Origin of the sequence: Aestuariivirga sp., assembly GCF_041738905.1 — a bacterium.
In the GTDB taxonomy this organism is placed as follows: domain Bacteria; phylum Pseudomonadota; class Alphaproteobacteria; order Rhizobiales; family Aestuariivirgaceae; genus Aestuariivirga.
In genome coordinates this window covers 25,853-52,076 of record NZ_JBGSOZ010000215.1, presented here as the reverse complement: position 1 = coordinate 52,076, position 26,224 = coordinate 25,853, and the positions used below count along the sequence as shown (strand labels likewise).

Sequence of the window (26,224 nt, the reverse complement as noted above, 5' to 3'; positions counted from 1 at the left end):
GGCGCTGGCCCGGGCGGCGGCGGCGGCCCCATCCCGGTTGGCGGCAAAGGCCCGCTCGGGTTCCGATTCCGCCTTGTCGACGGCGGTGTAGGCGGCGGCGTTGACGACGACATCTGGCTTGGCGGCGAGGATCGCGGCCTCTACCGTGGCGGGTATTTCCAGATCAAGTTCTGGCCGGCCCGCAAGAACCACCGCCACACCTGGATGATCAGCGGCCTTCTCGGCAAGCGCGGTGGCAACTTGTCCGTTGCGGCCGGTGACCAGAATGCGGATCATGCCTTGACGGTCCCCAGCCGCTGGCCGGAATAGCGCGCCTCGCGCAAGGGCTGCCACCAATCGCCGTTGTTCATGTACCACTCGATGGTGGCGCGCAGTCCCGTATCGAAATTGTGTTTCGCCTTCCAGCCGAGTTCGTTCTCGATCTTGGTGGCGTCGATCGCATAGCGGAGGTCATGGCCGGGACGGTCGCCAACGAAAGTGATGAGCTGGCGGCGCGAGCCGTTGTTGAGCGGCATCAGCTCGTCGAGCGTGTCGGCGATCGTCTCAACCACCTTCAGGTTCGAACGCTCGTTGCGGCCGCCGATGTTGTAGGACTGGCCCACCCGGCCCTTCATGACGACAAGCGCCAGCGCACGGGCGTGGTCTTCCACATGCAGCCAGTCACGCACGTTTTCTCCCGTGCCGTACACGGGCAGCTTCTTGCCCTCCATGCCGTTGAGGATCATCAGCGGGATGAGCTTCTCGGGGAAGTGATAGGGCCCGTAATTGTTGGAGCAATTGGAGAGCACCACCGGCAGCCCGTAGGTGTGGTGCCAGGCCATCACCAGATGGTCGGAAGCCGCCTTCGAGGCCGAATAGGGAGACGACGGCGCATAGGACGTTTCCTCGGTGAACAGCCCGCCCTCGAGCGGTAGGTCGCCGAAGACTTCGTCCGTCGAGATGTGATGGAAGCGGAAGGCCGACTTTCGCGGCTCGGGCAGCGCCGCATGATAGGAACGCGCCGCCTGCAGCAGGGCGAATGTGCCCATGATGTTGGTCTGGATGAATTCGCCCGGTCCGTCGATCGAACGGTCGACATGACTTTCGGCCGCAAGATGCATCACGGCATCGACGGCTTCCGTTTCCATCACCTTCTGCATCGCATCGCGGTCGCAGATGTCGAGCTTGTGGAAGCTGTAGTTCGGATTGCTGGAAATTGCCGCGGTCGAGCCTTCGCTCGCAGCGTAGGTCATCTTGTCGACATTGACGACGTTGAGGCCGAGGTCGTTGATCAAATGCCGGCACACGGCCGAGCCAATGAATCCGCAACCGCCTGTAACCATGATCTTCATGCTGGACGATCCTGTAACTCAGAACGAAATCGAATTTGCAATATCGGCAAGCAGGGGTGCTGCCGCATCCTTGCCGGACAACACGGGCTGCTGGCCGGACTCCAGCGGCCAGTCGATCCCGATGGCCGGGTCGTTCCAGGCAATGCCGCGATCGCAGTCCGGAGCATAGGGTGCCGTGACCTTGTACAGCACCTCGACATTTGGCTCGAGAGTGAGGAAGCCATGGGCAAATCCCCTGGGGATCAGCAATTGGTTGAACTTCTCGGCACTCAGCACGCAAGACACCCATTTGCCTAGGGTTGGCGAACCCGGGCGGATATCGACGGCGACGTCGAAGATCGCGCCGCGCAGAACCCGAATCAGCTTGTCCTGAGCCTGCGGCGCGATCTGGAAGTGAAGACCGCGCAGCACGCCCTTCTCGGCGGAGAAGGACTGATTGTCCTGCATCCAGTCATGTGGCACGCCGGCATCGATGAAACGCTGGCGCTGGTAGGTTTCGGAGAAGAAGCCGCGCTGGTCGCCAAATTTCTTCGGGATGATCTCGAGGACACCCCCGAGGCCAAGATCATTGACTTGCATCGTGACGCTACCTCCGGGGCTCGTTGCCGTGTTCCGCAACGATACGGCGGAGATAGGCGGCATATTCCGTCTTCCCGAGGGAAGCGGCACGCTTCATCATCGCTTCAGAGTCGATGTAGCCACAGGCGAAGGCGATCTCCTCGGGGCAGCAGACCTTGACGCCGGTGCGCGTCTCGATCGTGCGGATGTAGGAGCCCGCATCGTGGAGACTGTCATGCGTGCCGGTGTCGAGCCAGGCATAGCCACGGCCCATGCGCTCGACGTTGAGGTCGCCACGCTCGAGATAGACCCGATTGACGTCCGTGATCTCGAGTTCGCCACGGACGGACGGCTTGATCGACTTTGCAACCTCGACGACATCCGCATCATAGAAATAGAGGCCCGTGACGGCCCAATTCGATTTTGGCTCCTTGGGCTTTTCCTCGATCGAGGTCGCGACGCCCTGCTTGTCGAAGGCGACCACACCATAACGCTCCGGGTCCGAGACGTGATAGGCGAAGACGGTTGCCCCCTTCTTGCGCGCCACCGCTGCCTCACACTTCTGCTGCAGCTGGTCGCCGTGGAAGATGTTGTCGCCCAGCACCAGTGCGCCGGGACCACCCTGGAGGAACGCCTCGCCGATGAGGAAGGCCTGCGCGAGGCCTCCCGGGTGCGGCTGCTCCGCATATTGCAGATTGATGCCGAACACCGATCCGTCGCCCAGCATGTTGCGGAAATGGGGCAGATCGTGCGGCGTGGAAATGATCAGGATGTCCTTCAGCCCCGCCAGCATGAGAACCGACAGTGGATAATAGATCATCGGCTTGTCGTAGACGGGCAGGAGCTGTTTCGATATGGCGAGTGTCAAGGGATAGAGGCGCGTTCCGCTCCCCCCCGCCAAGATAATTCCACGCATCAAAAATCTTCCATGCTGTTGGCTTTTCGGTGATCGAAGGCCGACCCGGCGAATTCAGTCGCCTTGCCGCCCGGACCCCGACCGCGCCCCCACGCCCGGATTCCGTACTTGCCTTCACCTTCGCCAGATGGTGACCGACTTGTCAACATCATTGAGCACTTGCACAAATGTGCGCCGCACAGCAGGAAACTGAGGCAATGGCCTCAGGTATTGCGCTTGCGCGCCGCCAGCGTCCTCAACCTGAGCGCGTTGAGACGTATGAAACCGGCCGCGTCCTTCTGGTCATAGGCGCCGCGGTCGTCCTCGAAGGTGACCAATGCATCTTTATAAAGCGATTTCGGAGACTTGCGCCCCGTGACGATGACATTGCCCTTGTACAACTTGAGGCGGACGGTGCCCTCCACATGCTCCTGGGACTTGTCGATCATGGCCTGCAGCATCTCGCGTTCCGGGCTGTACCAGAAGCCGTAATAGACGAGTTCGGCATATTTGGTGATGAAGCTGTCCTTGAGGTGCGCTGCCTCGCGATCGAGCGTGAGGGACTCGATGGCCCTGTGCGCCGTCAGCAGGATCGTGCCGCCCGGCGTTTCGTAGACACCGCGCGACTTCATGCCGACAAAGCGGTTCTCGACAAGATCAAGCCGCCCGATGCCATTGTCATGGCCCAGACGGTTCAGTTCGGTGAACAGCGTCGCTGGGGACATCGCCACGCCATCGATGGAGACGGGATCGCCGTTCTTGAATTCGATCTCGATGTAGGTCGCCTTGTCGGGCGCATCTTCCGGAGCAATCGTGCGCTGGTAGACGTAGGGCGGCGGCTCGACCCACGGGTCTTCCAGCACCTTGCCCTCGGAGGACGAATGCAGGAGGTTCGCATCGACCGAGAACGGCGCCTCGCCGCGCTTGTCTTTCGCCACGGGGATCTGATGCGCCTCGGCGAATTCGATCAGGTCGGTGCGGCTCTTGAAGCTCCATTCGCGCCACGGCGCGATCACCTTGATGTCGGGGTTCAGCGCATAGGCGGTGAGCTCGAAGCGGACCTGGTCATTGCCCTTGCCGGTGGCGCCATGTGCAATGGCGTCGGCGCCTGTCTCTTCCGCAATCTCGATCAGGCGCTTGGCGATGAGCGGCCGCGCGATCGAGGTGCCAAGCAGGTAGACGCCCTCATAGACGGCATTGGCTCGGAACATGGGAAACACGAAGTCGCGGATGAACTCTTCGCGTACATCCTCGACATAGATGTCCTTGATGCCCATCAGCTGCGCCTTCTGGCGCGCCGGCTCGATCTCGCCGCCCTGCCCCAGGTCGGCGGTAAAGGTCACGACCTCTGCGCCATACTCGGTCTGCAGCCACTTGAGGATGATCGAGGTGTCGAGCCCGCCCGAATAGGCGAGGACGACTTTCTTCACTTTTTGCTTGGACATGGAGGCACCTGCTGTTTCATGCGCCGCCTATCACGCCGGGGCTTCAACCTGCAAGCCCACCCTTTGTCCCGCCAGGCCTGCGGAAAAGTCGGCCCGGACGCTCCCGCTAAACCGGAAGCGAAATCCGGTCCGGAACATAACCAGCGCTACGCCCGGCCGATGCCCAGTAGATCAGCCCCGCAATCGGGCCAAAGCCCAGACCCACCGCGATGAACCAGTAGTCAAGCTGAACCACGACCGGCAGCGCCATGCCGATGAGCGTGGCGGCAACCATGTAGAACACCCGTATGCGGAGGCGGAGCACTTCCCCGGCAATCACCGTCAAGAGGGCGGGAAGTGCTGCATAGACGCCGATGAACAGGATCGCGATCACCACGATTCCGAAGATCTCGTTCATCATCGAGTTGGTGGAGTAGGCGAAGATCAGCCCCACCACCACGCCGCTTGCGATGGTAGCGACTCCATAGCCGAGCAGGATGAAAAAAGTCCGCTTGAGGATGTGAAGGATCATGCCGGTCCCGCCCTGTGTCAGCCGCGAGATTGAAGGGCGATTCCCGTAAAACTAAGACAAATCCTCAACCATCGCGCCGCGGCATCGCCGCGGGAATGGCGATGACACGGTAAGCCACCCCGGCAAGAAGTCCCATGATGGCGCTCGGCGCGAAGCCATTCCTCAGGAATTTCACTGAGGGCATCAATCCGAAGTTCTGCCAGACCAGAAAATCGAGCCCGAGGAAAACCGCTCCGCCAACTATCAGAAAATACGCGTGCGAAGAAATCCCGATGAACTGACCCACAAGAAAGAGGAAGATGGTGACGGCCAGAGCGCCGGCATACATGAGATAGATTGTGTTGGCCGTAGCGTTGTCCAGGTTCCACCACGAACAGAAAGCACATGCGAACCCCATGGCAACGATCGTGACGACGCTCGCCCCGATCAGTGACGTCGCCAGGCGCCGGAGCATTGGCTGGATCACGCGCCTGCGTCCAGCGCCAGCCTCTCCTTCGCCCTGATCTTCTGGCTCTCGCTTTTCAGCTGCCCGCAGGCGGCCATGATATCGCGGCCGCGCGGTGTTCTCACCGGCGAGGCATAGCCCGCGCGGTTGACGATCTCGGCGAAAGTTTCGATCGTGTCCCAGTCGCTGCATTCATAGGCCGTGCCGGGCCACGGGTTGAACGGGATCAGGTTGATCTTGGCGGGAATGCCCGCCAGCAGCTTCACCAGCCGCTTGGCGTCTTCGGGTGAATCGTTGATGCCCTTCAGCATCACATATTCGAATGTGATGCGCCGCGCGTTGGAGAGACCCGGATAGTTGCGGCACGCCTGCAGCAGTTCCTTGATCGGATATTTCTTGTTGAGCGGCACGAGCCTGTTGCGGATCTCGTCCGTGGTGCCATGGAGCGAAATTGCCAGCATGGTGCCGATCTCGGCACCGGCACGCGGGATTTCCGGCACGACGCCGGAAGTGGACAGCGTGATCCTGCGCCGCGACAGCGAGATGCCCTCGCCGTCCGTCACGATCTCCATCGCGTCCTTCACGTTGTCGAAGTTGTAAAGCGGTTCGCCCATGCCCATCAGCACCACATTGGTGATATAGCGCCCGCCCGACGGCGGCGAGGGATTGGCTTCGATGTCGCCCGGCCAGTCCTTCACCCGGTCACGCGCCATCATCACCTGGCCGACGATCTCATTGGCGGTGAGGTTGCGGACGAGCTTCTGGGTGCCGGTATGGCAGAAGGTGCAGGTCAGGGTGCAGCCCACCTGGCTTGAGATGCAGAGCGTGCCCCGGTCCTCTTCCGGAATATAGACCATCTCGACTTCGTGGCGCGCGCCACGTTCGTCGGGCGCGAGCTTAAGAAGCCACTTCCGGGTGCCGTCATTCGAGACCTGCTCGGTCACGATGTCGGGCCGGCCGATCACGAATTCCTCGTCCAGCCGCTGCCGCAGGTCCTTGGCGATATTGGTCATCTCGGCAAAGCTCTGCACGCCGCGATGATAGATCCAGTGCCAGATCTGCCCGGCCCGCATGCGGCGCTGCTTCTCCGCAACCCCGGCGCGGCCCATGGCGTCGGCGAGCGCATCCCGCGTCATGCCGATGAGCGAGGGTCGGGGATCGTTCGGAATGTAGCGCGGCGGCGCTTCGACAGTGTTGAGCAGCGTGGTCATGGGCGGGGCCATAGCATGAAACCGGGGAGGAATGCGAGATAGGGTCCGGCCACCTATTTTACCAGCGCCACGATGGGACCCAGCGGAAAGAACCCGTCACGGCGGCCAAGCTCCGGCGCGTAGATGCTGGAGATCGAGCCATCGAGGAAAAGCGCGTTCTTGCACCCCAATCGATTTCGGAACAGGCGGGCAAAGGAGTGAAAATTGACCCAGGACTCGCTGATGACGAAAACCAGCGTGTGGCCATCGGGCGAGCCCACGCCGTTCCGTCTTTGCCGTGATTGCCCATCCTCGGAGAATTTCGGGTGGATGGCGCCATCGATCACCAGCATGGGCCCGGACTGGCTGGCATGGTCGGGCCTGATGCCGGACTTCAGAAAAGCTTCCGTCTCCATCACCCCGCCCTTGTCGCCCTTGATGTAGAAGACGCCATTGGGCTTAAGGTGAAAATTGCCCGGTCCGTCGCGACGGTTGATCTTCTTAGCCTGCTTGCCTCGCTCCACATAAAGGCCAATGGGCTTGAGGCCATCGTCATACATGCCGGCGTTCATGGCGAAGGCGAGCAGCTGTCCCCTGTCTTCCAGGGCATCGGCAAGGGCCGAGAACGAGCCATAGGGCTGGCCGTTGGCATCGAGGCTGAAAAGCTGCAAGCGGTCCTGCCGCAGGTCAAAGCGGCAGACGGCGTAGCTATTGCCCTCGAAGCTCTCCTGTGCGCAGCCTGCTCTGGCCAGAGAGACCGACAGCAGCACCAGTACCAGTGCCAGCAGGGCTCCGGGAAAGCCCCGCATGGCTTACTTGCAGGCCTTGTCGATGGCCGCGAGGGCCGCCGAAATGCCCGAGAGCGAATAGGTATCCTCGGTCTGCGTGCCCCGCCACGAGGTGCCCTTCACCTTCAGGGACTGTCCGGCCTTCATGGCCGTCACGATCTTCTTGTCGTTGCCGGTATCGACCCAGGCCGTATCTCCCTTCGAGAACATCTCGAACTCGAGGCTGTCGATCGTGAGCTTGACGGTGCTTCCGTCCTTGAAGGGATAGCCGATGATGGTCGAGACCTCACCCTTCACCGGCGGCTTGCGGCCCGGCATGTTGGTGACGAGGAAGAAGGCCGGATCGCGCTTGGCGCTTTTCGGTTCGCTCGACTTCGGGACCGAGGAAACGTAGCAGACCTTGCTGTCAGCCGCGTCATAGCTGTAGGCCACCCAGTCGTCGAAGGTGCCGAGCGATTTCGGCTCGTTGCCCTGACCGAGCGCCGCGCCTGAAAAAATCACCATGAAGGAGAGCGCCAGAGCGCCATTTCGCCGTATAGGAATCATGTACGCGACCTTACCCCCTGCAAAACCGAAAATCCATCAGGCCCCAATGCGCGAGGATTCCGGCCCAATTTTGGCATCGAGTGACGCAGCGCAAGATTGGCCGGATGGATTATTGCAGCGCAAAAGCTCCTGCGCTAGCGTTTCGCATCTGAATTCTGAAGGGATTTGATCGTGGCGGCAGTTGAAAGCGAAGCGATGACAGGCATTTGCGTGACCCACCTGACAAGCCACCTGGAACAGGCTGCGCATGCCGTGGACACGGTTTTCACGCGGGCCAAAGCCAAGCTCGCAGCGAAACTGATGCCGGGCGGCAAGCTGAACGCGGGCCTCCTCGACGCCGAACAGCACATGGCCCATGGCCTGTCCTGGCTCGCGACCTACGCGGCCGCGATTCGAGAGCTCTCCGCATTTGCGGCGCGCATGGAGGCCGAAGGCCGCTTTGGCGAGACGGAAAAGCTCACCGTGCAGATCGCGGTCGGTGAGTACCTGAACCATGTCGCGGGTGGCATCCCCATGAACCAGGGCGAGTTCGCGCGGCTCACCGACATGGGGCTGACCCGCGCCGACGGGGCTCCCCTGCACGATCTCGTGCTGATCGAGCGCGGCAACACCCCTGCGGCCCGCCAGAGGCTGGTGGAACTCATCGCCGACGGCAATTTCGGCTCATCCGGCCTTGACGACACGCTCACTGAAATGCGTGAGACCATGCGCCGCTTCGTCGAGACGAAGGTTTCGCCCCACGCCCACCAGTGGCACCTCGACAATGACTATGTGCCCATGGAGATCGTTCAGGAACTGGCCGATCTCGGCGTCTTCGCCCTGACCTTGCCCGAGGAACATGGTGGCCTCGGCCTGTCGAAGGAATCGATGTGCGTCGTCTCGGAAGAGCTGTCGCGCGGCTGGATCGCGGTTGGCTCGCTGGGCACGAGAGCCGAAATCGCCTGCGAGCTGATCCTCTGCGGCGGTACCCCGGCCCAGAAGGAAAAGTGGCTGCCGAAGATCGCGAGCGGAGAAATTCTCCCGACCGCCGTCTTCACCGAGCCCAACACTGGCTCCGATCTTGGCAGCCTGCGCACCCGCGCGGTGCGTGATGGCGACATCTATAAGGTGACCGGCAACAAGACCTGGATCACGCACCCCGTCCGCGCCGACGTGATGACTCTTTTGGCCCGCACCAATCCCGACGAGACGGGTTATCGCGGTCTTTCGATGTTCCTCGCCGAAAAGCCGCGCGGCAGCGACGATAATCCCTTCCCCGCCAAAGGCATGTCGGGCGGCGAGATCGAGGTGCTCGGCTATCGCGGCATGAAGGAATATGAAATCCGCTTCGAGGATTTCGAGGTGAAGGCCGAGAACCTTCTGGGCGGCATCGAGGGACAGGGCTTCAAGCAGTTGATGCAGACCTTCGAGGCGGCCCGCATCCAGACCGCCGCGCGCGCCGTGGGCGTGGCGCAGAACGCGCTCGACCTCGGCCTCAAATATGCGAAGGACCGTTCGCAGTTCGGCCAGTCCATCCTGAATTTCCCGCGCATCGCCGACAAGCTGGCCCTGATGGCGGCTGAGGTGATGGCGGCACGCCAGCTCACGCTGTTTGCCGCGCGCGAGAAGGATGCAGGGCGCCGCTGTGACCTCGAAGCCGGAATGGCGAAGCTCTTGGGCGCAAGGGTCGCCTGGGCCGCCGCCGACAACGCGTTGCAAATTCATGGCGGCAACGGCTTCGCACTCGAATACCAGATCAGCCGCGTGCTCTGCGATGCCCGCATCCTCAACATCTTCGAGGGCGCCGCCGAAATCCAGGCGCAGGTGATCGCGAGACGGCTGCTGGAAGGCGGAAACTGAGCGGAGGTTCTAGAAGTAGGTGGCGCCCAGGTCCCGCACACGGGACAGCTGTTCCTTACGCGTCTCAGGCCCTGCCATCACGTCGTAGAGCAATTCGAGGCGAGCTTCCGGGATGCCGCAATAGTCCATGATGCCGGTGACGAGCTGGGTCTGCATTGCGCTGTCGTAGCCGCGCTTGGCATAGCCTGCCACATCGTTCGAGGCAGCGCCGATCAGCAGCGCTTTCTGATGCGGAAGTGTGCGCGCGCCATAGGCCCAGCCGTTGTTCCACACCCGGTCGATCCAGCCTTTCGTCGCCGCCGGGAACGACCACCACCACACCGGAAAGACGAAAGCCAGCGCATCGTTTCGGCTGATGCGCTCCTGCTCGCGCAGTACTTCCGCGCTGTAGACCTTGTCCGGATTATCCCAGTCGGGCTCGTCGGCGACCGGAAGGCGCGGATCGAAACCTTCTGCACGGAGATCGGCCACTTCGGAACTATGGCCCGCGGCGATGATCCCATCCCGCAGGTGGTCGAGCACCGCCCCGCAGAAGGAACTGTCGCGGCGGGGGTGATCGAAGACGATGAGGATATTCATGGACAAGGCTCCCGGTGGCTGAGATGATTTCGAGGTCAAGGATAGTAAGGCGAGTTCATGGCCCTGCTGGCCTCTGCCACAACGTCGCCGTCGACCAGCTTGACGGAAAGGCTGGCATTGGCCCCTCTGGCAAAGCCTGCCAGCATGCCTTCGGCATAGGCGCGCGCGTGTTGCACGGAATCGAACTCGTAGAAGCCGCCGACCGAATGCGTGTTGATGCCACTGAGCCATGTCTTGCTTCTCAATCCCGGAACGTCCTGCATGGCGGGGTTGGCGCGGCGCCAGACGTCTTCGGTAAACGGGACGGAGGACTGGAACTCAGCGTAGAGGAAGACACGTCGCGGTTCGCTCATTTGCGGCCCCTTGCTTGTTGAGAGGCCATTCTATTGATATGCTTGTGACTGTGAAGTACGCACCTTTTTGTAACATTCAGCGACATGCTCGATAGCGACAACACCTGCAACACGGATTGCCCGCCGCGCGATGTGCTCGATCTCATCGGCAGCAAATGGGTGATCATGATCCTGTGCTGCCTCAAGAGCGGCCCATTGCGCACGGGCGAACTGATGCGGGCCGCAACTGGCATTTCCCAGAAGATGCTGACGCAGACCCTCCGCGACCTCGAATACAATGGGTTCGTCGAAAGGATCAGCCATCCGGAAGTGCCGCCAAGGGTGGAGTATCGGCTGACAGGCCTTGGCCACTCCCTGAGCGAGCTGACGCTAGTCATGCAGCAGTGGGCTGTGGCCAACTATCCAGCCATTCTGGCACAGAGGAGCCGTGCGGTCGGCCAGAACTGACTGGCCCGTTTGACCAGCTGTACTCCGGATCGCAGGAGCAGCGCCTGGAACCGAGCTTCAGTCACAGCAGGAGGCAGCGCCTGCGTTGCGGCTGCAGAAGCATGAGGCCTCGACCGGCACGCTGGCGCGGGCCTTGGCGATGTCGAGGCGGCGGCCCACGATACGGGCCTCCTCGTCGCGGCCAAGCCGCAACAGGCAGTCATGGTAGCCGTGTAGGCTCCACACATTGTCCGGGTGCTGGCATGGCCGGCTGAGTGTCGAATCGAATCCGAGATCGGCGCGGTAGACGGCGGCTGCCTCTTCCACATGCCCTTGTTCCAGCAGGAGTGCGCCAAGGGCATGCCGCGTCGGCTGCATCCATCCCCACGGCTCGTCATAGGGCAGGTTGTCGTCAAGTTCGACGGAACGCCTCAGATGCGCGAAGGCGGCATCGAAATTCCCTTTCCGGTATTCGATTTCGCCGCGCATCATTTCAGCGGCAATCACCAGAATGTCGATGCAGCTATTGTTGAAGAGATAGCGGGTGTCAGGCACGCGCGCCCTCGCCGCCTCGAACAGCACAGCTTCCGCTTCGGCGGACCTCACGTTTCCGGTGGCCGCATGGGCCACGGCCCTTGCGTAGTGGATCATCGCCGTTGAGACGCAATAGAGATCCTGGTCCTTCGGAAGCTCGGTGGCGATGATGCCGTCCCAGCGGCCAAAGCGAATTAGCACGTGCATCTTCATCGGCAGGAAGCCCTCGAGCCAGTCAGCAATCGGAGGCGACGGCACGCGCAGGAGTTCTTCGGGAAGTGTCGCCACCATTTCATCGGCAGCCGAGATCGCTGCGTCGGGATCGCCAAGGAACATCGCGCCGTAGATCTTGAAGTGATAGTCGTGGCAGCGGTAGAGCGAGTAGAAATTGACCGCTCCCCGGCGCGCCAGATACTTGCGGTCCGCCACGATGGCGGCCGAATTCGTGTCAACCACGTCGCGGTACTGCCCGCAAAGCACATCGATATGGGTGGGCATGTGGCAGAGATGGCCCGCATCGGGCACCAGGTTGCGGAGCGCGTCCGCGGCTTTCAGCGCGCGCTCAGGGTGCGGCGACATTTCCATGAGATGGATATACATGTGCAAGAGTCCCGGATGCTGCATTCCGCCGGGCTGCGCGAGTGCCTTCTCCAGCAACGCCATCGCTTCGATCGTGTCGGCGCCCTCGGCGGGAACCCCCTTCACGATGTCCCACATGGCCCAGGGCGTGCGGTTCATCAGCGCCTCGGCGGCAAGTGCGGCCACATCGGGATCATCGCCGAAGGCGCGCCATGTCTCGCGCATCGCGTCCGCGTAATTGTCGTTCCACACGGCCGTCACCATGCCGGCATCGCGTGTGGGATAGCGTTTTGCGAGCGGCTTGATGATGGCCTGTTCCACGGCACTCGCCCCGGCGTAGAGTGCCAGCGCCCTTTCGGTGGCGCTGCAGGCCAGTTCCAGCGTGGCGGCAAGGTCGCTCGGGTCGAAATGCTTCCATTGCTTGTTGTAGTTGGGGCCAGCCGCATAGGCGATGCCCCAGTGCGCCATTGCGCAAGCCGGGTCATGCTCAAGCGCCGTCCGGTAGCAGGAAATCGCCTCGTCATGGTTGAAGCCATAGGTCCAGGCAAGGCCCCGGTCGAACCACTTCTGGGCTTCCGGTGAGGTGGTCGTGATGCGGCGCGAATAGCTTCCGAGATCGTAGTAGTCCGACATTCCGGCCTCCTCAGTGGTGTGCAGAAATTACCACATTTCAAGCCCGCGGACATGGGCGATAAGCGAGACCTGACTCAATCACCGGATGATTCGCGCATGACCAGGACGATTCTCATCACCGGCTGTTCCACCGGCATCGGCTGGCACTGCGCCATCGGCATGAAGCAGCGCGGCTGGCGCGTCATCGCCACGGCGCGGACGGACGAGGACCTGAAGCGGCTGGAGTCTGAAGGCGTCGAGCCACTGTATCTCGATTACGCAGACCGTGCCTCGGTCGAGGCCTGCGCCACCGAAGTATCGACTCGTACCGGCGGCAAGCTGGATGCCCTGTTCAACAACGGCGCCTATGGACAGCCCGGTGCTGTTGAGGACCTGACCCGCGAAGTTCTGGAGGCGCAGTTCGCGGCCAATTTCTTTGGCTGGCACCAGTTGACGCGCGCCTGTCTACCGATGATGCGCGCCAATGGTGGCGGCCGGATCGTGCAGTGCTCGTCCGTGCTGGGGCTCGTCGCACTGAAATGGCGCGGCGCCTACAATTCATCGAAGTTTGCGGTCGAGGCCCTGTCGGATACGATGAGGCTCGAACTTCGCGGCTCAGGCATCTATGTCAGCCTCATCGAGCCCGGCCCCATCACCTCGAAGTTCGTCGAGACGTCGCTGAAGAATTTCGAGAAGAACATTGACGAGACGAAATCGAACTACAAGGCCGCCTATGAGCGCCAGCGCGCAAGGCTCGGGCGCGGCGGGTCGGGCCGCTACAAGCTGGGGCCCGAGGCGGTCCTGGAAAAGCTGGTGCGCGCCGTGGAATCGGAACGCCCGCACGCGCGCTATTTCGTGACGAAACCCACAACCTACATGGCCATCGCGCGCCGCATTCTGCCACAGCGCCTGCTGGACCACCTGCTCGACAAGGTCTCCGACCAGTAGCGGGAGCGCGACACTTGCCGCCTTGACGGAACGGGCGCGGGGGGCCATGGGACTGCCCAGAAGCTGATATCCGTCTCCGGAGCCTGAAGAGATCATGCAATATGTGAGTTATGTCGCCGTCGGCGCGGTGCTTGTCGTTCTCCTGCTCGGCCTGTTGAACATGTTCCGCGGCGGCTCCTCCAACACCTCGCAAAAACTGATGCGCTGGCGCGTGGGCCTGCAGTTCGCTGCCATCATCGTGCTGATGGCGTCGCTCTATTTCTCGAAGGGCTGACAAAGGTCAACGCCTCGCCCTTGAAAAACAGGGCTGCTCTCGCCACTTATTTGCGTCGATCCGGCAATTTCGCCGGCATGTTGTCATGGCTGGGGGTTTTCCATGAATCTCACCGGGAACGAAGCGCAGGTGAAGGACAAGTTCTTTCCGAAACTGGCGCGTGTGCTGGCGCAGGTGCCCTTTGCTGAAGATCTCGTCGCGGCCTATTACTGCGCCTTCGACCGCGCCACCCCGATGCGGGCAAAGGGCGTGCTCATTGGCGCGCTCGCTTATTTCGTCCTCCCCATCGACGTCATTCCCGACCTGATCCTGGGCTTGGGCTTTACCGACGACATGGCGGTGCTGCTCGCGGCCTTCAACGTGGTGCGCACGCATGTGACGCCCGCGCATCGCGATCGCGCCCGCGAAACGCTTGACCGCCTGCGCAAGGGTGAGCCGGTGTCGGTATAGTCAGGCGGGCGCTTTGCGGGTCACGATCAGCACCGCGCCTGCGCACACCGCCATGCCGGCCACCTGCACGAGTGTGAGCGTCTCCCCGAACAGCACATAGGCCATCAGCGCGGATACGCCCGGCACGAGGAAGATCAACCCTGAGACGCGCGCCACGCCGCCATGCCGGATCAGCAGCATCAGCAGCGTGATGGCACCAAGCGACAGCACCAGCACCGACCACGCCAGCGCGAACCACGCGTTGAACGTTCCATCGAAGCGCATGTCTTCCATGGCAAGCGCAAAGAACGAGACGGCGAGCGTGGCGCCCACATATTGCCACGCCCCGCCGCTCGCCAGGTTCAGCGCGGTCGCGAAACGCTTCTGGTAGACGGTGCCGAACGAGATCGACAGCGCGCCCAGCACATTCACCGCCGTAGTGAGCGGCGTGATGCCGCCGGTGAGACCCAGATGGAGCTTCGGCCACACGACGAGCGCCACTCCGAGGATTCCGACGGCAAGCCCGAGCCAGTGGCGGGTTGAAATCGCTTCTTTCACCAGCCAGGCGGCAAGAATGGCCGTCATCAGCGGCTGGAGACCCACGATCAGGGCCGAAACGCCCGCCGGCATGCCATGCGCCACGGCCCAGTAGACCGGCCCCAGGTAGCCGCCATGCAGGAATGCGCCAGCCACGCTCGCATGAAATGCCTGCCGCCTGCCGGGCCAGGGCGCCCTGATCGCCAGCGCGATGGCCGCGAACAGGGCGCCCGCGATGGGAAAGCGGATCGCCAGAAAAGTCAGCGGATCGGCATGTGGCGCCGACAGTCTTGCAACCACGAAGCCAGTCGCCCACATTAGGACGAACAAGGCGGGTGCCGCTGCGATCAGCAGGCGTGTCGATGGCGTATCCTTCATGCGCCGGTCAGATGCGCCGATTCAGGCGGGCTTGCGAGGCTTAAAAAACGGGAAGCAGGCATGTTCGATCCGCAAAAGCTCTTGGAACAGTTTCTGGGTGGCGGCACCAATCCGGATGGTTCGAAGAAGGGCATGTCGCCCGATTTCGTGAAGGGCCTCGCCACGGGCGGTGTCGCGGGTGGGCTTGCCGGCATCCTGCTCGGCGGCAAGACCTCGAAGAAGCTCGCCAAGGGCGCCGTCAAACTGGGCGGCACCGCTGCCCTCGCGGGCTTGGCCTACAAGGTCTACAACGACTGGCAGGCCTCGAAGCAGCCAGTCCCGGTGGCCGAAGCGCCAGCTACCATGAAGGACATCACGCCGAAGCCGGAAGGCACGCCCTTTCTTCCCGCGATCCCCAAACAGCGCGACGAGATGAGCCTTTCGATTTTGCGCGCCATGATCGCGGCAGCCAAGGCTGACGGCCACATCGACGCAATGGAACAGCAGAAGATCTTCGGGAGGCTCGACGAACTGAACCTCGGCACCGAAGAAAAGGCCTTCGTGATGGACGAGCTGAGAAAGCCGCTGGACATTGATTCCGTCGTAGCAGCCGCAACGACGCTCGAACTCGCTGTCGAGATCTATGCGGCCTCCTTCCTCGCCATTGATCCCGACGACCCGGCGGAGCAAGCCTATCTCGCCATGCTCGCATCCCGCCTGAAGCTCGATCCCGGCCTGAAGCACAGCATCGAGACCGAAGCTACCAAGGCGATGGCCTGACCGTTGGGCATGGGCTATTGATCGCCCATGACGAGGACAGGCAGGAATGACGGCGACGAGAACGGAAATCCGACCATCGGCGCACTCGTGCGGGAGAGCTTCTACCGGCTCTTCGCGGACGAAGCCATTCCGCTGGCCGGCAACATCGCCTTCCGCACCCTGTTCTCGGTGTTTCCGTTCCTGATCTTCCTCACGGCCCTTGCCGGCTTCTTCGGCAACGACGACCTCGCATCGGGCGTCGTCACCTTCCTGCTGGGCGTGGCTCCTGCGGAACTCGTCAAGCCGCTGGTGCCGGAAATCCGCTCGATCCTCACCGTGCCGCGCACCGGGCTGCTCAGCCTCTCGGCCCTGATCACCATCTGGAGCGCCATGGGTGGCGTCGACAGCGTGCGGGTGGGCCTCAACCGCGCCTATGACATCCGCGAGACGCGCAGCACCTGGTGGCTGTATGTCCAGAACGTGCTCTTCGTCATCGGCTCGGCCTTCTTCCTCCTGGCCTTCGCGCTGCTGATCGTCTTCGCGCCCGTGGTGCTGCAACTGATCGAGACCCATGCGCCCGCCGTGCGCGGTCATCTGGTGACCTTCGAACAGCTGCGCTTTCCGATCGCGATCCTGCTGCTCACCGCGGGCGTTCTTCTGTGTCACCGGGTTCTGCCGGCCAAGCGGCTGAACGTTCTCGAAGTCCTGCCCGGCGTGGTGCTCACCGTCGTCGTATGGGTGGGGATGTCCTCGGCCTTCTCGGTCTATCTCGTCAACTTCAACACATTCGCCTCGACCTACGCTTCGCTCTCGGGCCTCTTCGCGGCGATGTTCTTCCTCTATCTGTCGGCCCTTGTGCTGATCCTCGGCGGTGAAGTGAACCGCGTACTGGAGGTCCGCCGCATGCTGCGGGTGGCGCGATACCGGGACCGCGACGACGAGGTGTGACGGGTGCGTTTCCTGTGGCAACCGTACCGCGCAAGATCAGCCCCGAAAAGTCTTGAGCTGCCGGAGCAGAGCATCCTTCTCATCGGCCGACAGATCGCGCCAGTCGCGGTCTTCGAGGCCTGCAGCAAGCGCCCATAGCAGGTTGAGTGATGCAAAAGCCGGGCGCAACGCCCTGACCCGCGCATAGGCCTTCACGGCACCCAGCGCCTCGAGTTCGTCCAGCGTGCGGATGCCGGCCTCCGCCAGCATCATCGCCGACTTCGGCCCGATATTGCGCAGCGCCGCAACGGGCCTGCTATTTCGCCGCGGCCTCGATGGCATCATCGAGCGTCCTGAGGCCGGTCGTCGGCGCACTCACCAGCACGGCCATGTTGCCGGGGCGATGCTCGTTCTTCCACATCTTCATGTGCGCCTTGGGGATGTCGGCCCAGGAATAGACCTCCGACATGCAGGGGTCGATACGCCTTGCCATCACCAGCTTGTTGGCGGCGGCGGCCTGCATGAGATTGGCGAAATGCGACCCCTGAACGCGCTTCTGGTGCATCCACAGGTACCGCGCGTCCATGGTGAGGTTGAAGCCCGTGGTGCCTGCGCAGATCACCACCATGCCGCCACGCTTGACCATCAGCACCGAGACGGGAAACGTCGACTCGCCCGGATGCTCGAACACCATGTCGACATTGTTGCCCTTGCCGGTGAAGGCCCAGATCGCCTTGCCGAAGTCGCGCGCACCCTTCATCCAGTCATTGTATTCACTGGTGCCGACGGCGGGCATCTGACCCCAGCACTGGAACTTCTTGCGGTTGATGACGCCCTTGGCGCCAAGCTGCATCACGAAATCGGCCTTGTCGTCTTCCGAGATGACGCCGATGGCATTGGCCCCCGTCGTCGCGATGAGCTGGATCGCCATCGAGCCCAGGCCCCCCGATGCGCCCCACACGAGAACGCTTTGCCCCGCCCCCAGAACATGCGGCTTGTGGCCGAACAGCATGCGGTATGCGGTGGCAAGGGTGAGCGTATAGCAGGAGGCTTCCTCCCATGAGAGATGGAGCGGCTTCGGCAGAAGTTGCCGGGCCTGAACCCGCGTGAATTGGGCAAACGATCCGTCCGGAGTCTCGTATCCCCAGATCCGCTGAGAGTTCGAGAACATCGGGTCGCCGCCGTTGCACTCCTCGTCGTCGCCGTCATCCTGGTTGCAGTGGACGACCACCTCGTCGCCCACTTTCCAGCGCTTCACCTTGGCGCCGACGGCATAGACGATGCCCGACGCGTCCGAGCCCGCGATATGATAGGGGTTCTTGTGGCCGTCGATGGGGGAAATGGGCTTGCCGAGTGCCGCCCAGACGCCATTGTAGTTGACGCCCGCCGCCATGACGAGCACGAGGCACTCGTCCTCGCCGATGGACCATGTGGGGACGACCTCGACCTGCATGGCCGTGTCGGGGCTCCCGTGCCGCTCCTGCCTTATGCACCAGGCATGCATCTTCTCCGGCACGTGGCCCAAGGGCGGGATTTCACCCACGGCGTAGAGGTCCTTCACCGGCAGGTTCCCATTGGCAGGCTGAAGCGGCTTGGCGGCGGCAGTTGTCATGTCGTCGTCTCCTTTTCGAAAGAGAATACCTGACGCTATCCCATTCCGCACCGCAACAAAAGGAGGGGGTAGAGCACTCTTGCTCGTTTGATAACAATCTTTACACAGCCGGATGAAAAGCCGGCCCAGAGGTTCAGTCTCGACCTACTCAAAGGATAAAATCGACGGCTCCTAAACCGAAATGTCCTACCAATTCGACAGTGAAGTCAGCATGACCGTCGCCGTCGACGTCTCCTTCGACTATCGTCAAGATATCAATTTCGTCAAGATACCATCTAATCTGACCAGGGTTACTCGTAAAACCGTCAACGCCTTCGTTTGCCGTTAGGGCAAAGGCATTGTTGCCATCGACCGAGGCGAGTGCGTCGATGGCCGAGAAGTCCAACGCATCACGGAAACCGGCACCCCCATTTCCCTGATCAAAGTCCAAGATGCGGTCAGGGCCTCCGGCAGTATCGCTCTCTTCGGCAAGGCGAAGAATGAACTTGTCAGAGCCCAAACCGCCAATAAGATTGTCGGCTCCGGCAGCGCCTATGATCCGGTCGTTGCCAGAGCCACCCTCAATCGTGTTGGCTTGGGCATCACCAACGAGTGTGTCACCAAAGGCTGAACCAATAACATTCTCTACTCGAATGAGAGCGTCCCTACTTGCCGCGGCCCCGATGACGGACATTGCATCGAGCCTAACAATCACCTTTCCTTCCGCGTTTGCATATGTAACTGTATCGATACCAGCACCGCCATCGATGCTATCATCTCCCGCTGCACCATCAAGGAGATCGTCACCGGCTCCACCTGCTAGTGTATCACTGCCAAAACCGCCAAGCAGCACGTCATCGCCGTCTCGCCCATTTAACCTGTCATTGCCTGCTCCACCGGAAAGTCGGTTGGCAAACTGATCGCCGATCAGTACGTCATCATAGATGCTGCCATCTACATTCTCGACATCCACGACAATGTCCCCCGCCGCATCTCCACCGGCTGTTGTGCCCACATCGAGATCAATGGTCACTGCGGATTGCGAATTGGCATAGCTGGCGGTGTCATTGCCAAGATTGCCAAACAGCCAATCCGCACCGGCCCCGCCTTCCAGCAGGTCGTCGCCGTCGCCGCCAAGCAGCCGATCGGCACCACCCATGCCCTGCAGCTTGTCATTGCCGACGCCGAGATCGATCGCGTTAGCGCCTCCATTGCCGATCACGTCGTCATCACCGGAACTGCCAATGACGTTCTCAAAACCAACAAAGATGGTTTCGCCGACGGAATTGAAGCCGCGTCGAAGATCAACAGTCCCAGCAGGCGTCGGTTGACCGGAAAAATCAAGCCAATCACGACCGGCGCCGCCGTTCACGGTGCCAGCGACATACGATCTCACATATAGCCGGTCATTTCCCGTCCCGAGGTCTATGTCTCGGGCAAAGGTGCTGTTGTCGATGACAATATCATCGCCCGCAAAAGTCCAGACACCTCCGCCGCCGGTGCCGGTATCGACGAAATTGCTGAGGTCGTTGCCACGGATGTCGTCGGAGTATTGACTTCCCACTATATTCTCGATGGCGGCAATACTCTTGCGGCCGTCACCGGCAGAAACGCGCTGCGGCCCGGCCAGCCGCAAATCGACGAAAACGCCTTCACTGGCATTGCGGAAACTAGCCGTATCGCTGCCCTCGCCACCGTTGAGCACGTCCGTGCCAGCACCGGCAACCAGGTAGTCATTCCCAGAGCCGCCAAACAACCTGTCATTGCCGGTCCCTCCCAGAATGACGTCATCTCCACCGCGGCCCACTTGAACGTCATTTCCCCGCGCAGCAAGCATGATGTCGATACCGACACCGCCATATACAGTGTCGCCAGCGTCTGAACCCCAGGCAACGGTTATTCTGCCTGTCAGCGTGACAGAAGAAGTGCCATAGTAGCTCGTCATTTTCGATTGTTCATTGCTGACTTCAGCGAACATTTGGATATTTGAGAATATCTCCAGATCCTGAGCAGTGGCGCCTCTAGCCTCCATGAGGCCAGCGGTATTGGCCCGATATTGCTCGTAGCTGTAGCTTTCCACAGCGAAAGCCCTATCGGCTAGCGACAGGGCATCCATCGAAGCGGCAGCGATCATCAATTTGTTCTGTTGTTCCGGCTGCGTAAAGAAGTTGTAGCCTTCCTTAACCGTATTGATGAAGTTTCTTATCATTTCTATGATGCCGCCCTTTCCCGCATCCGAGGGAGGCGATCCATTGCCTGCGGCATTACTATGCGTTTGACCGTATGTACTCCCGGCAGCATTTCCATACCAGGGGCCAGAGTTGTTGTTTGTTGATGTGCTGCTGCTCCAGTCCTTGCCAGGTGAAGATGGGTGACCCCCGCCAGGATTTGAGGTGGACGAAGTATCAGTGGGTAAGTCAGGCGGTGGGCTGACTGGGGAGATAGGTGGCTCGCCGTCTCCCCCACTCATCGATGGGGTTGACCCTGCAAAGACTTCAAATGGACCCAAAGCTTGCCAACCGTCCCCTTCACGCGGCCCGGATGATTCGTACCATCCCGAGAAAAACTTCGCTCCCTGCCAACTGCCTGGATTTGCATCAGAGAACCCGACTACCCACGCGACATTTATGCTTGGCTGTCCTCCTCCAAGTTGCAGCTCAAGACCGTTGGGGTATCTCAACGCCTCTGCAACAAAGTCTTCTCTGGTCGAAAAGCTATGGCCCACATACTGAACATTGATGTAGATTTGGCCCATTTGGCACCATCTTGAATTGTTAAAATAAAGGATATGCTCGTTAAGAATGTCGGTCAACATTGGATAGCGGGGATCCCCACCAGAGTGGCATACAACCTGACGGCATCTTCACGTCCTCCGGGACCGAAGCAAGGTTGTTTCAGACCTTTCGGCGCATTGATCGCCGCGCAGGCATGACAAGTTTGATGCCGCCTTCTGTCATCGGCTCGTATCCTTGGCGTTCGTCGGTCACCAGATTGCAGTCGAGGAACGGACTCAATTCCTCAAATCCCCCGCAATTTCGAGAAAATTTATGGCCCGGCCGTAAAGCTTTCCTCCACCGTCGCTACAGCCTGCGGTTGGCCCCGACCGTAAACAGAGTCATAATCCGATCACTGAAAAACGGCCCCATTTCAAAGCGGAGGAACAGTGCCATGTCTGACCTGATCTTCTTGATCTTCGGAAATCTCCGGGACTACCAAAGCCTGTCACCCGATATCCTGCCTCTCACGGGTTTCTTTTCCCTCGTGGGCGGTCTGATACTGTCGCGCTACACCGGGTCCATCGGCAATCTCACGCTGCCGATCAATTGCTCGGTACTCTTCATCGGCGCCATGACCGCGAACTGGCTGATGCAAAACTTCGAATTGCCGCTGAACGGTGCGGTCGAGACGCCGATGGCAGTCTCCATGATCGGCATGACGATCTCCTCGCTGGTCATGCTCTGGTGGCTGCAAGGCGACAGCGTGAGGGACTGAAGGCCCGCCTGGGGCCAGAGGGCCGGGCAACTGCCCAAAAGTCGTGGTTGCGGCGCAATATGGGCCATGCTTGCATGGCCCTCATCATGACCACGCGCGACAAACCATGGCTCTTCCGCACCTATGCCGGCCACTCGACGGCGGCGGACTCGAACAGGCTCTACCGCACCAATCTGGCCAAGGGCCAGACCGGACTTTCGGTCGCCTTCGACCTCCCCACCCAGACCGGCTATGATTCCGACCACGTGCTGGCGCGCGGCGAAGTCGGCAAGGTCGGCGTTCCCGTATCGCACATCGGCGACATGCGGACCCTCTTCGAGGGCATTCCCCTCGATACCATGAACACCTCGATGACGATCAACGCGACGGCGGCCTGGCTGCTCTCGCTCTATGTGGCGGTCGCCGACGAACAGGGCGCCTCGCGCAACAGTCTTTCGGGCACCACGCAGAACGACATCATCAAGGAATATCTCTCGCGCGGCACCTATGTGTTTCCGCCTGCCCCCTCGATGCGGCTCATCACCGACACCATCGCCTTCTCCACGAAGGAACTCCCGAAGTGGAACCCGATGAATGTCTGCTCCTATCACTTGCAGGAGGCGGGTGCGACGCCGGTGCAGGAGCTGTCCTACGCGCTCGCCACCGCCATCGCGGTTCTCGACGGCGTGAAGGCCAGCGGCACGGTGGCCGAGAAGGATTTTGCGGAAGTCTTCGGGCGCATCTCTTTCTTCGTCAATGCCGGCATCCGCTTCATCACCGAAATCTGCAAGATGCGCGCCTTCACCGAACTCTGGGACGAGATCGGGCGTGAGCGTTATGGCATCGCGGACGAGAAGCACCGCCGCTTCCGTTATGGCGTGCAGGTGAACTCGCTGGGGCTCACCGAGCAGCAGCCGGAGAACAACGTCTACCGCATCCTGATCGAGATGCTCTCGGTCGTGCTCTCGAAGAACGCCCGCGCCCGCGCCGTGCAACTTCCCGCCTGGAACGAGGCGCTGGGCCTGCCCCGCCCCTGGGACCAGCAATGGTCGCTCCGCATGCAGCAGGTGGTGGCCTACGAGACCGACCTCCTCGACTATGCCGACATTTTCGACGGCTCGAAGGAGATCGAACGCAAGGTGGAAGCCCTGAAGGACGAAGCCCGCGCCGAACTGGCGAATGTGCTTTCCATGGGCGGCGGCACCTCGGAAGAGGTGATCGGCTACATGAAGCGGCAACTCGTCGAGAGCAACACCGCTAGGCTGCGCGCCATCGAGGATGGCAGCACGAAGATCGTCGGCGTCAACGTCTTCACCACGACGGAACCCTCGCCCCTGTCAGGCGGTGACGGCGAGCAGATCATGACGGTGAAGGACAATGTCGAGTACGAGCAGATCGAGCGGCTGAAGGCGTGGCGCGCCCAACGTGACGCCAAAACCGTCGCCGCAGCAGTCGAAGAGCTTCGCCGCGCCGCCTCGGAAGGCCGCAACATCATGGAGCCTTCGATTGCCTGCGCAAGGGCTGGCGTCACCACCGGCGAATGGGGCGGAACGCTCCGCGCCATCTTCGGCGAATACCGCGCACCTACCGGGGTAGCGCTGACCATGACGGCGGTCTCGAGTGATAGCCTGGAAGCGATCCGCGCCCGCGTGAAGGCTTTGGCGGACAGGCTGGGCGAGACGCCGCGCTTCCTGATGGGAAAGCCCGGCCTCGACGGTCATTCCAATGGCGCCGAGCAGATCGCGGTCCGCGCCGCCGACACCGGGCTCGAAGTCATCTACGACGGCATCCGCGTGACGCCCGAGCAGTTGGTGAAGACGGTTGCCGAGCGCCAGGTCCACGTCCTCGGGCTTTCCATTCTCTCAGGCAGCCACGTGCCCCTGATCCGCGAGGTCATGCAGCGCCTCCGCGCGGCGGGCCTCGGCCACGTGCCTGTGGTGGCTGGCGGCATCATTCCCGCAGACGATGTCAACGTGCTGAAGCAATTGGGCGTTGCGGCGGTCTATACCCCGAAGGACTTCGACCTGAACCGCATCATGAGCGACCTTGTGGGCCTGATCGAGAAGACGGCGGGGACAAGGGCAGCTTGAACCTGTGCTGCTCGTCGTAACTGCTTTGCTTCGGACTTGACTGTGGGCTGCATTGCCATAGTCCGGTCGATTTCGCGTTGCGAGGGATTTTGGAATTTCGGTCGCCATCACCACCTCAAATGTGTTCGCGAAGACAGCGAGCCACCCCGCTGGCAAGTGACATCCCTCCGAAATGCAGGGCAAAATCCGCCCGGGAGCCGCAATGCAAACATGATTTGAGCGGCCACGGATACTCACTCCCCGGCTTCAACGCACATGATGTTGAGCGGTGAGTGCATACGCACTATTGACTTCCAGTTTTCTCAAGCAATAGTTGGGATTGTAACTTCGGGGGATCAAAATGACGAAAGAGCTCTATGTCAAGATTGCGTATGTCTCGACTCATGAGAACCAACCGAGCGACTACTCACCCGAAACTATTCCAGTTCTGCTTCTGGACGGCCGTGCCGTCGTTACCAAGTATGGCGCCTTTTATGACCGTACCCTGGAAATTGACTTCGCAGAGTTCGCCATAGATTCTGCATCTTTTACAAGGCCGGCTGACCTTGAAAGTGCCCAACTTTTCGTACCTGATTCAAAATTCAATTTTAACATCAATCAATATGCAGTTCTCTTCGTTCCTGATGACTACATCATTCCCGCTGAATACGCGGTACCGGAAGGGGTTTCGCTATCCGGTGACGGTCAGTTTGTTCTTTTCGGACGGCACAAGCTGGACGAAGACGGTCAGTTGGTTGATGAGAATGGGAACGCGGTCTCTGAAGCGAACCGGACAAAGATCGAGGATCTGTTTGTCGAGTTTTCAAAGAAGACCATGTCGGAACGCCTGGACAGGCAACAAAGTGAGTTTGAGTCTTACGATGAGTACTTCTTTGGCGAGACCTTTTCAGAACTTGGATTGACAAATGCCCTGAAGAACTATCGGGACATGCTGGAAAATGTCGCTACAGTCCGCGATGCGCTGCTCGATATGCACAAAAGCGCGTACTTGGCACTCGACTCCTTGATGACCAACCAGAAACTTTCCGCGCGCGAGATCAGTGACGTACTTGACAGCACCTTGTGGAATGCGCAGCAAACATCGCAGGACTCTGCATTGAATATTTTACTCAACGATCTTCCGGCGGCGGATCGCGAAGCTCTGCAGCGAGCGGCGGACTGGTTCGCTCCCGACTTTGTCAATTGGATTGCCGAAACAACCGTCCAGGGCGTAATTGCTTATGCCATTCCCGACGCCGACTCCGAGGGGTTGATTCCCTACGACATCGCCTACGGCGGTGATACCTATTTGGGGTCATTCAGCGTTTCGAGCCTTGAAGCATTTTTGGGCAAGAGAACTTTTTTCGGTGGATCGATATTTGATGACAGAATTTTACTGGAGCGGCCTGGAGGCATTGTCTACAGCGGACAAGGCAATGACGAAATTGGTGGCAGCATCGGCGCCGATTTCTTTGCTCCTGGCAGTGGGTCAGATATTGTTCACGGCGGCAAGGGAAGAGACACTGTTTCATTCCATGATCTCGAGACACGTGTAGTTGCCAACCTGAACAACTGGAATGCAATATCTGGACTGGATAGAGACTTTCTGCCGGACATCGAAAATCTTGTTGGAAGTGCATTTAATGACAAACTAACCGGCAACAGCATTGTCAACACATTCGCAGGTGGACAAGGAAACGATGTGTTGAACGGCCGAGACGGCAACGACCGTCTGACGGGCAACGCGGGGAAGGATAAGTTTGTTTTTGATTCAGTGCTCAATCCGCTGACGAATATTGATGTGATTTCTGACTTCGACCCTCTCACTGATGTCATCTGGCTCCACCATGCGATATTCACTGGATTACCGATGGGCCAACTTCATCAGCAACATTTCAGAGCCGGGGTGTCATCTACAGACCTAGACGAGAAGGTGCTGTATGACCAATCGAGCGGTTTGCTTTACTTTGATGCAGATGGAGTTGGCGACGCGTTCGCAAAGGTCGCATTTGCCCGCCTGCTGGGCAGGCCAACAATTGATGACACCGACTTCCAAGTGATTTGAATTCCCGCCGGACGTGCGGCCTCCAATCCTTGACTCCCCTGCCCTTTTCCCCTATTCCCCCGCCATCCGCGCGGAGGGTTGATACCCGAGGTGCGTTTTGCGCTGCCTCCGGCAACCCATATCGGCTTGAGAAATCAGGCACTTGCGCGCTTTCGAAAGAATTCGC

The 26,224-nt window shown here is 60.7% G+C and carries 27 protein-coding genes; 10 read left to right on the top strand and 17 right to left on the bottom strand.

Translation table 11 applies throughout. The annotated features are described in order from the left end of the window. The 10 genes from ACEW8Q_RS21515 to ACEW8Q_RS21470 all read right to left on the bottom strand — a co-directional run. Window positions 1–276: sugar nucleotide-binding protein (locus tag ACEW8Q_RS21515; RefSeq protein WP_373506123.1), on the bottom strand; the 276-nt coding region annotated here is incomplete at its 3' end. Beyond that, complete coding sequence (rfbB, locus tag ACEW8Q_RS21510; protein ID WP_373506122.1) at window positions 273–1,331, bottom strand: dTDP-glucose 4,6-dehydratase; 1,059 nt, start codon at window positions 1,329–1,331, stop codon at window positions 273–275. The genes rfbB and ACEW8Q_RS21515, both read right to left, overlap by 4 nt. Window positions 1,332–1,349: 18 nt before the next feature. After that, on the bottom strand, window positions 1,350–1,910 hold the full coding sequence (rfbC, locus tag ACEW8Q_RS21505) for a dTDP-4-dehydrorhamnose 3,5-epimerase (RefSeq protein WP_373506121.1): 561 nt from the start codon (window positions 1,908–1,910) through the stop codon (window positions 1,350–1,352). A gap of 7 nt (window positions 1,911–1,917) precedes the next feature. Further along, window positions 1,918–2,805, bottom strand: a complete 888-nt coding sequence (gene rfbA / locus ACEW8Q_RS21500; protein WP_373506120.1) for a glucose-1-phosphate thymidylyltransferase RfbA — start codon at window positions 2,803–2,805, stop codon at window positions 1,918–1,920. Between the two features lie 203 nt (window positions 2,806–3,008). Further along, the gene (locus tag ACEW8Q_RS21495; RefSeq protein WP_373506119.1) at window positions 3,009–4,229 is read right to left on the bottom strand and encodes an argininosuccinate synthase; all 1,221 of its coding nucleotides are present in this window, start codon (window positions 4,227–4,229) and stop codon (window positions 3,009–3,011) included. 106 nt (window positions 4,230–4,335) lie between these two features. Then, on the bottom strand, window positions 4,336–4,740 hold the full coding sequence (locus tag ACEW8Q_RS21490; protein WP_373506118.1) for a hypothetical protein: 405 nt from the start codon (window positions 4,738–4,740) through the stop codon (window positions 4,336–4,338). A 64-nt stretch (window positions 4,741–4,804) separates the two neighbouring features. Further along, window positions 4,805–5,194: a hypothetical protein gene (locus tag ACEW8Q_RS21485; protein WP_373506117.1), complete on the bottom strand. Its 390-nt coding sequence runs from the start codon at window positions 5,192–5,194 to the stop codon at window positions 4,805–4,807. Between the two features lie 8 nt (window positions 5,195–5,202). Further along, entirely contained in the window at window positions 5,203–6,396 is a 1,194-nt protein-coding gene (rlmN, locus tag ACEW8Q_RS21480) for a 23S rRNA (adenine(2503)-C(2))-methyltransferase RlmN (protein WP_373506116.1), read from the bottom strand. A 53-nt stretch (window positions 6,397–6,449) separates the two neighbouring features. Then, entirely contained in the window at window positions 6,450–7,184 is a 735-nt protein-coding gene (locus ACEW8Q_RS21475; protein WP_373506115.1) for a phosphodiester glycosidase family protein, read from the bottom strand. A 3-nt stretch (window positions 7,185–7,187) separates the two neighbouring features. Then, a complete protein-coding gene (locus tag ACEW8Q_RS21470) occupies window positions 7,188–7,709 on the bottom strand; it encodes an invasion associated locus B family protein (protein WP_373506114.1) in 522 nt (173 codons plus the stop codon). Window positions 7,710–7,904: 195 nt separating this feature from the next. Here ACEW8Q_RS21470 and ACEW8Q_RS21465 point away from each other — a divergent pair, with 195 nt between their 5' ends. Then, the gene (locus ACEW8Q_RS21465) at window positions 7,905–9,548 is read left to right on the top strand and encodes an acyl-CoA dehydrogenase family protein (protein WP_373506124.1); all 1,644 of its coding nucleotides are present in this window, start codon (window positions 7,905–7,907) and stop codon (window positions 9,546–9,548) included. 9 nt (window positions 9,549–9,557) lie between these two features. On the opposite strand, the gene ACEW8Q_RS21460 is transcribed toward ACEW8Q_RS21465, so the two are convergent. Both ACEW8Q_RS21460 and ACEW8Q_RS21455 read right to left on the bottom strand, forming a co-directional pair. After that, window positions 9,558–10,127 carry an NAD(P)H oxidoreductase gene (locus ACEW8Q_RS21460; protein WP_373506113.1) on the bottom strand — a complete coding sequence of 190 codons (570 nt, stop codon included), beginning with the start codon at window positions 10,125–10,127 and terminating at the stop codon, window positions 9,558–9,560. 35 nt (window positions 10,128–10,162) lie between these two features. Further along, a complete protein-coding gene (locus ACEW8Q_RS21455) occupies window positions 10,163–10,480 on the bottom strand; it encodes a YdhR family protein (RefSeq protein ID WP_373506112.1) in 318 nt (105 codons plus the stop codon). Between the two features lie 84 nt (window positions 10,481–10,564). Between ACEW8Q_RS21455 and ACEW8Q_RS21450 the strand changes: the two genes are divergently transcribed. Then, a complete protein-coding gene (locus ACEW8Q_RS21450) occupies window positions 10,565–10,927 on the top strand; it encodes a winged helix-turn-helix transcriptional regulator (protein ID WP_373506111.1) in 363 nt (120 codons plus the stop codon). A 57-nt stretch (window positions 10,928–10,984) separates the two neighbouring features. Here ACEW8Q_RS21450 and ACEW8Q_RS21445 read toward each other — a convergent pair whose 3' ends face one another. Next, the gene (locus tag ACEW8Q_RS21445; protein WP_373506110.1) at window positions 10,985–12,652 is read right to left on the bottom strand and encodes a hypothetical protein; all 1,668 of its coding nucleotides are present in this window, start codon (window positions 12,650–12,652) and stop codon (window positions 10,985–10,987) included. A gap of 96 nt (window positions 12,653–12,748) precedes the next feature. On the opposite strand from ACEW8Q_RS21445, the gene ACEW8Q_RS21440 reads away from it, so the two are divergent. The 3 genes from ACEW8Q_RS21440 (at window position 12,749) to ACEW8Q_RS21430 (ending at window position 14,303) form a co-directional block, all read left to right on the top strand. Further along, complete coding sequence (locus ACEW8Q_RS21440) at window positions 12,749–13,579, top strand: SDR family oxidoreductase (protein WP_373506109.1); 831 nt, start codon at window positions 12,749–12,751, stop codon at window positions 13,577–13,579. Window positions 13,580–13,673: 94 nt separating this feature from the next. After that, complete coding sequence (locus ACEW8Q_RS21435; protein ID WP_373506108.1) at window positions 13,674–13,853, top strand: twin transmembrane helix small protein; 180 nt, start codon at window positions 13,674–13,676, stop codon at window positions 13,851–13,853. A 102-nt stretch (window positions 13,854–13,955) separates the two neighbouring features. Continuing rightward, a complete protein-coding gene (locus ACEW8Q_RS21430) occupies window positions 13,956–14,303 on the top strand; it encodes a YkvA family protein (RefSeq protein WP_373506107.1) in 348 nt (115 codons plus the stop codon). Here the strand turns inward: ACEW8Q_RS21430 and ACEW8Q_RS21425 are convergent, their stop codons facing one another. Next, window positions 14,304–15,197: a DMT family transporter gene (locus ACEW8Q_RS21425; RefSeq protein WP_373506106.1), complete on the bottom strand. Its 894-nt coding sequence runs from the start codon at window positions 15,195–15,197 to the stop codon at window positions 14,304–14,306. A gap of 60 nt (window positions 15,198–15,257) precedes the next feature. Here ACEW8Q_RS21425 and ACEW8Q_RS21420 point away from each other — a divergent pair, with 60 nt between their 5' ends. Both ACEW8Q_RS21420 and ACEW8Q_RS21415 read left to right on the top strand, forming a co-directional pair. After that, the gene (locus ACEW8Q_RS21420; RefSeq protein WP_373506105.1) at window positions 15,258–15,956 is read left to right on the top strand and encodes a tellurite resistance TerB family protein; all 699 of its coding nucleotides are present in this window, start codon (window positions 15,258–15,260) and stop codon (window positions 15,954–15,956) included. A 27-nt stretch (window positions 15,957–15,983) separates the two neighbouring features. After that, window positions 15,984–16,883, top strand: coding sequence for a YihY/virulence factor BrkB family protein (locus ACEW8Q_RS21415; RefSeq protein ID WP_373506104.1), 900 nt, complete (start codon window positions 15,984–15,986; stop codon window positions 16,881–16,883). A gap of 36 nt (window positions 16,884–16,919) precedes the next feature. Here ACEW8Q_RS21415 and ACEW8Q_RS21410 read toward each other — a convergent pair whose 3' ends face one another. The 3 genes from ACEW8Q_RS21410 to ACEW8Q_RS21400 all read right to left on the bottom strand — a co-directional run bounded on the left by ACEW8Q_RS21410 (window position 16,920) and on the right by ACEW8Q_RS21400 (window position 21,208). Continuing rightward, entirely contained in the window at window positions 16,920–17,207 is a 288-nt protein-coding gene (locus tag ACEW8Q_RS21410) for a TfoX/Sxy family protein (protein ID WP_373506103.1), read from the bottom strand. Further along, window positions 17,179–18,474 carry a crotonyl-CoA carboxylase/reductase gene (gene ccrA, locus ACEW8Q_RS21405; protein WP_373506102.1) on the bottom strand — a complete coding sequence of 432 codons (1,296 nt, stop codon included), beginning with the start codon at window positions 18,472–18,474 and terminating at the stop codon, window positions 17,179–17,181. The genes ACEW8Q_RS21410 and ccrA overlap by 29 nt, the downstream gene beginning before the upstream one ends. 148 nt (window positions 18,475–18,622) lie before the next feature. Further along, window positions 18,623–21,208 (bottom strand): calcium-binding protein, encoded by a 2,586-nt coding sequence (locus tag ACEW8Q_RS21400; RefSeq protein ID WP_373506101.1) that lies wholly within the window; start codon window positions 21,206–21,208, stop codon window positions 18,623–18,625. Window positions 21,209–21,621: 413 nt separating this feature from the next. Between ACEW8Q_RS21400 and ACEW8Q_RS21395 the strand changes: the two genes are divergently transcribed. From ACEW8Q_RS21395 to ACEW8Q_RS21385, 3 genes are all read left to right on the top strand, one after another. Then, complete coding sequence (locus tag ACEW8Q_RS21395; RefSeq protein WP_373506100.1) at window positions 21,622–21,945, top strand: hypothetical protein; 324 nt, start codon at window positions 21,622–21,624, stop codon at window positions 21,943–21,945. Between the two features lie 74 nt (window positions 21,946–22,019). Beyond that, on the top strand, window positions 22,020–24,014 hold the full coding sequence (locus ACEW8Q_RS21390; RefSeq protein ID WP_373506099.1) for a methylmalonyl-CoA mutase family protein: 1,995 nt from the start codon (window positions 22,020–22,022) through the stop codon (window positions 24,012–24,014). A gap of 340 nt (window positions 24,015–24,354) precedes the next feature. Further along, complete coding sequence (locus tag ACEW8Q_RS21385; RefSeq protein WP_373506098.1) at window positions 24,355–26,058, top strand: calcium-binding protein; 1,704 nt, start codon at window positions 24,355–24,357, stop codon at window positions 26,056–26,058. Window positions 26,059–26,224: the final 166 nt, after the last annotated feature.

What these genes read in the sequence shown, in the direction of transcription:
- rfbB (WP_373506122.1), bottom strand. Translation starts at nt 1,331, where the DNA reads ATGAAGATCATGGTTACAGGCGGTTGCGGATTCATTGGCTCGGCCGTG.
- ACEW8Q_RS21470 (WP_373506114.1), bottom strand. Translation starts at nt 7,709, where the DNA reads ATGATTCCTATACGGCGAAATGGCGCTCTGGCGCTCTCCTTCATGGTG.
- ACEW8Q_RS21440 (WP_373506109.1), top strand. Translation starts at nt 12,749, where the DNA reads ATGACCAGGACGATTCTCATCACCGGCTGTTCCACCGGCATCGGCTGG.
- ACEW8Q_RS21495 (WP_373506119.1), bottom strand. Translation starts at nt 4,229, where the DNA reads ATGTCCAAGCAAAAAGTGAAGAAAGTCGTCCTCGCCTATTCGGGCGGG.
- ACEW8Q_RS21420 (WP_373506105.1), top strand. Translation starts at nt 15,258, where the DNA reads ATGTTCGATCCGCAAAAGCTCTTGGAACAGTTTCTGGGTGGCGGCACC.
- ACEW8Q_RS21445 (WP_373506110.1), bottom strand. Translation starts at nt 12,652, where the DNA reads ATGTCGGACTACTACGATCTCGGAAGCTATTCGCGCCGCATCACGACC.
- ACEW8Q_RS21450 (WP_373506111.1), top strand. Translation starts at nt 10,565, where the DNA reads ATGCTCGATAGCGACAACACCTGCAACACGGATTGCCCGCCGCGCGAT.
- rfbA (WP_373506120.1), bottom strand. Translation starts at nt 2,805, where the DNA reads ATGCGTGGAATTATCTTGGCGGGGGGGAGCGGAACGCGCCTCTATCCC.
- ACEW8Q_RS21460 (WP_373506113.1), bottom strand. Translation starts at nt 10,127, where the DNA reads ATGAATATCCTCATCGTCTTCGATCACCCCCGCCGCGACAGTTCCTTC.
- ACEW8Q_RS21485 (WP_373506117.1), bottom strand. Translation starts at nt 5,194, where the DNA reads ATGCTCCGGCGCCTGGCGACGTCACTGATCGGGGCGAGCGTCGTCACG.
- ACEW8Q_RS21490 (WP_373506118.1), bottom strand. Translation starts at nt 4,740, where the DNA reads ATGATCCTTCACATCCTCAAGCGGACTTTTTTCATCCTGCTCGGCTAT.
- ACEW8Q_RS21435 (WP_373506108.1), top strand. Translation starts at nt 13,674, where the DNA reads ATGCAATATGTGAGTTATGTCGCCGTCGGCGCGGTGCTTGTCGTTCTC.
- ACEW8Q_RS21395 (WP_373506100.1), top strand. Translation starts at nt 21,622, where the DNA reads ATGTCTGACCTGATCTTCTTGATCTTCGGAAATCTCCGGGACTACCAA.
- ACEW8Q_RS21410 (WP_373506103.1), bottom strand. Translation starts at nt 17,207, where the DNA reads ATGATGCCATCGAGGCCGCGGCGAAATAGCAGGCCCGTTGCGGCGCTG.
- ccrA (WP_373506102.1), bottom strand. Translation starts at nt 18,474, where the DNA reads ATGACAACTGCCGCCGCCAAGCCGCTTCAGCCTGCCAATGGGAACCTG.
- ACEW8Q_RS21475 (WP_373506115.1), bottom strand. Translation starts at nt 7,184, where the DNA reads ATGCGGGGCTTTCCCGGAGCCCTGCTGGCACTGGTACTGGTGCTGCTG.
- ACEW8Q_RS21425 (WP_373506106.1), bottom strand. Translation starts at nt 15,197, where the DNA reads ATGAAGGATACGCCATCGACACGCCTGCTGATCGCAGCGGCACCCGCC.
- rlmN (WP_373506116.1), bottom strand. Translation starts at nt 6,396, where the DNA reads ATGACCACGCTGCTCAACACTGTCGAAGCGCCGCCGCGCTACATTCCG.
- rfbC (WP_373506121.1), bottom strand. Translation starts at nt 1,910, where the DNA reads ATGCAAGTCAATGATCTTGGCCTCGGGGGTGTCCTCGAGATCATCCCG.
- ACEW8Q_RS21430 (WP_373506107.1), top strand. Translation starts at nt 13,956, where the DNA reads ATGAATCTCACCGGGAACGAAGCGCAGGTGAAGGACAAGTTCTTTCCG.
- ACEW8Q_RS21455 (WP_373506112.1), bottom strand. Translation starts at nt 10,480, where the DNA reads ATGAGCGAACCGCGACGTGTCTTCCTCTACGCTGAGTTCCAGTCCTCC.
- ACEW8Q_RS21385 (WP_373506098.1), top strand. Translation starts at nt 24,355, where the DNA reads ATGACGAAAGAGCTCTATGTCAAGATTGCGTATGTCTCGACTCATGAG.
- ACEW8Q_RS21465 (WP_373506124.1), top strand. Translation starts at nt 7,905, where the DNA reads ATGACAGGCATTTGCGTGACCCACCTGACAAGCCACCTGGAACAGGCT.
- ACEW8Q_RS21415 (WP_373506104.1), top strand. Translation starts at nt 15,984, where the DNA reads ATGACGAGGACAGGCAGGAATGACGGCGACGAGAACGGAAATCCGACC.
- ACEW8Q_RS21390 (WP_373506099.1), top strand. Translation starts at nt 22,020, where the DNA reads ATGGCCCTCATCATGACCACGCGCGACAAACCATGGCTCTTCCGCACC.
- ACEW8Q_RS21400 (WP_373506101.1), bottom strand. Translation starts at nt 21,208, where the DNA reads ATGGGCCAAATCTACATCAATGTTCAGTATGTGGGCCATAGCTTTTCG.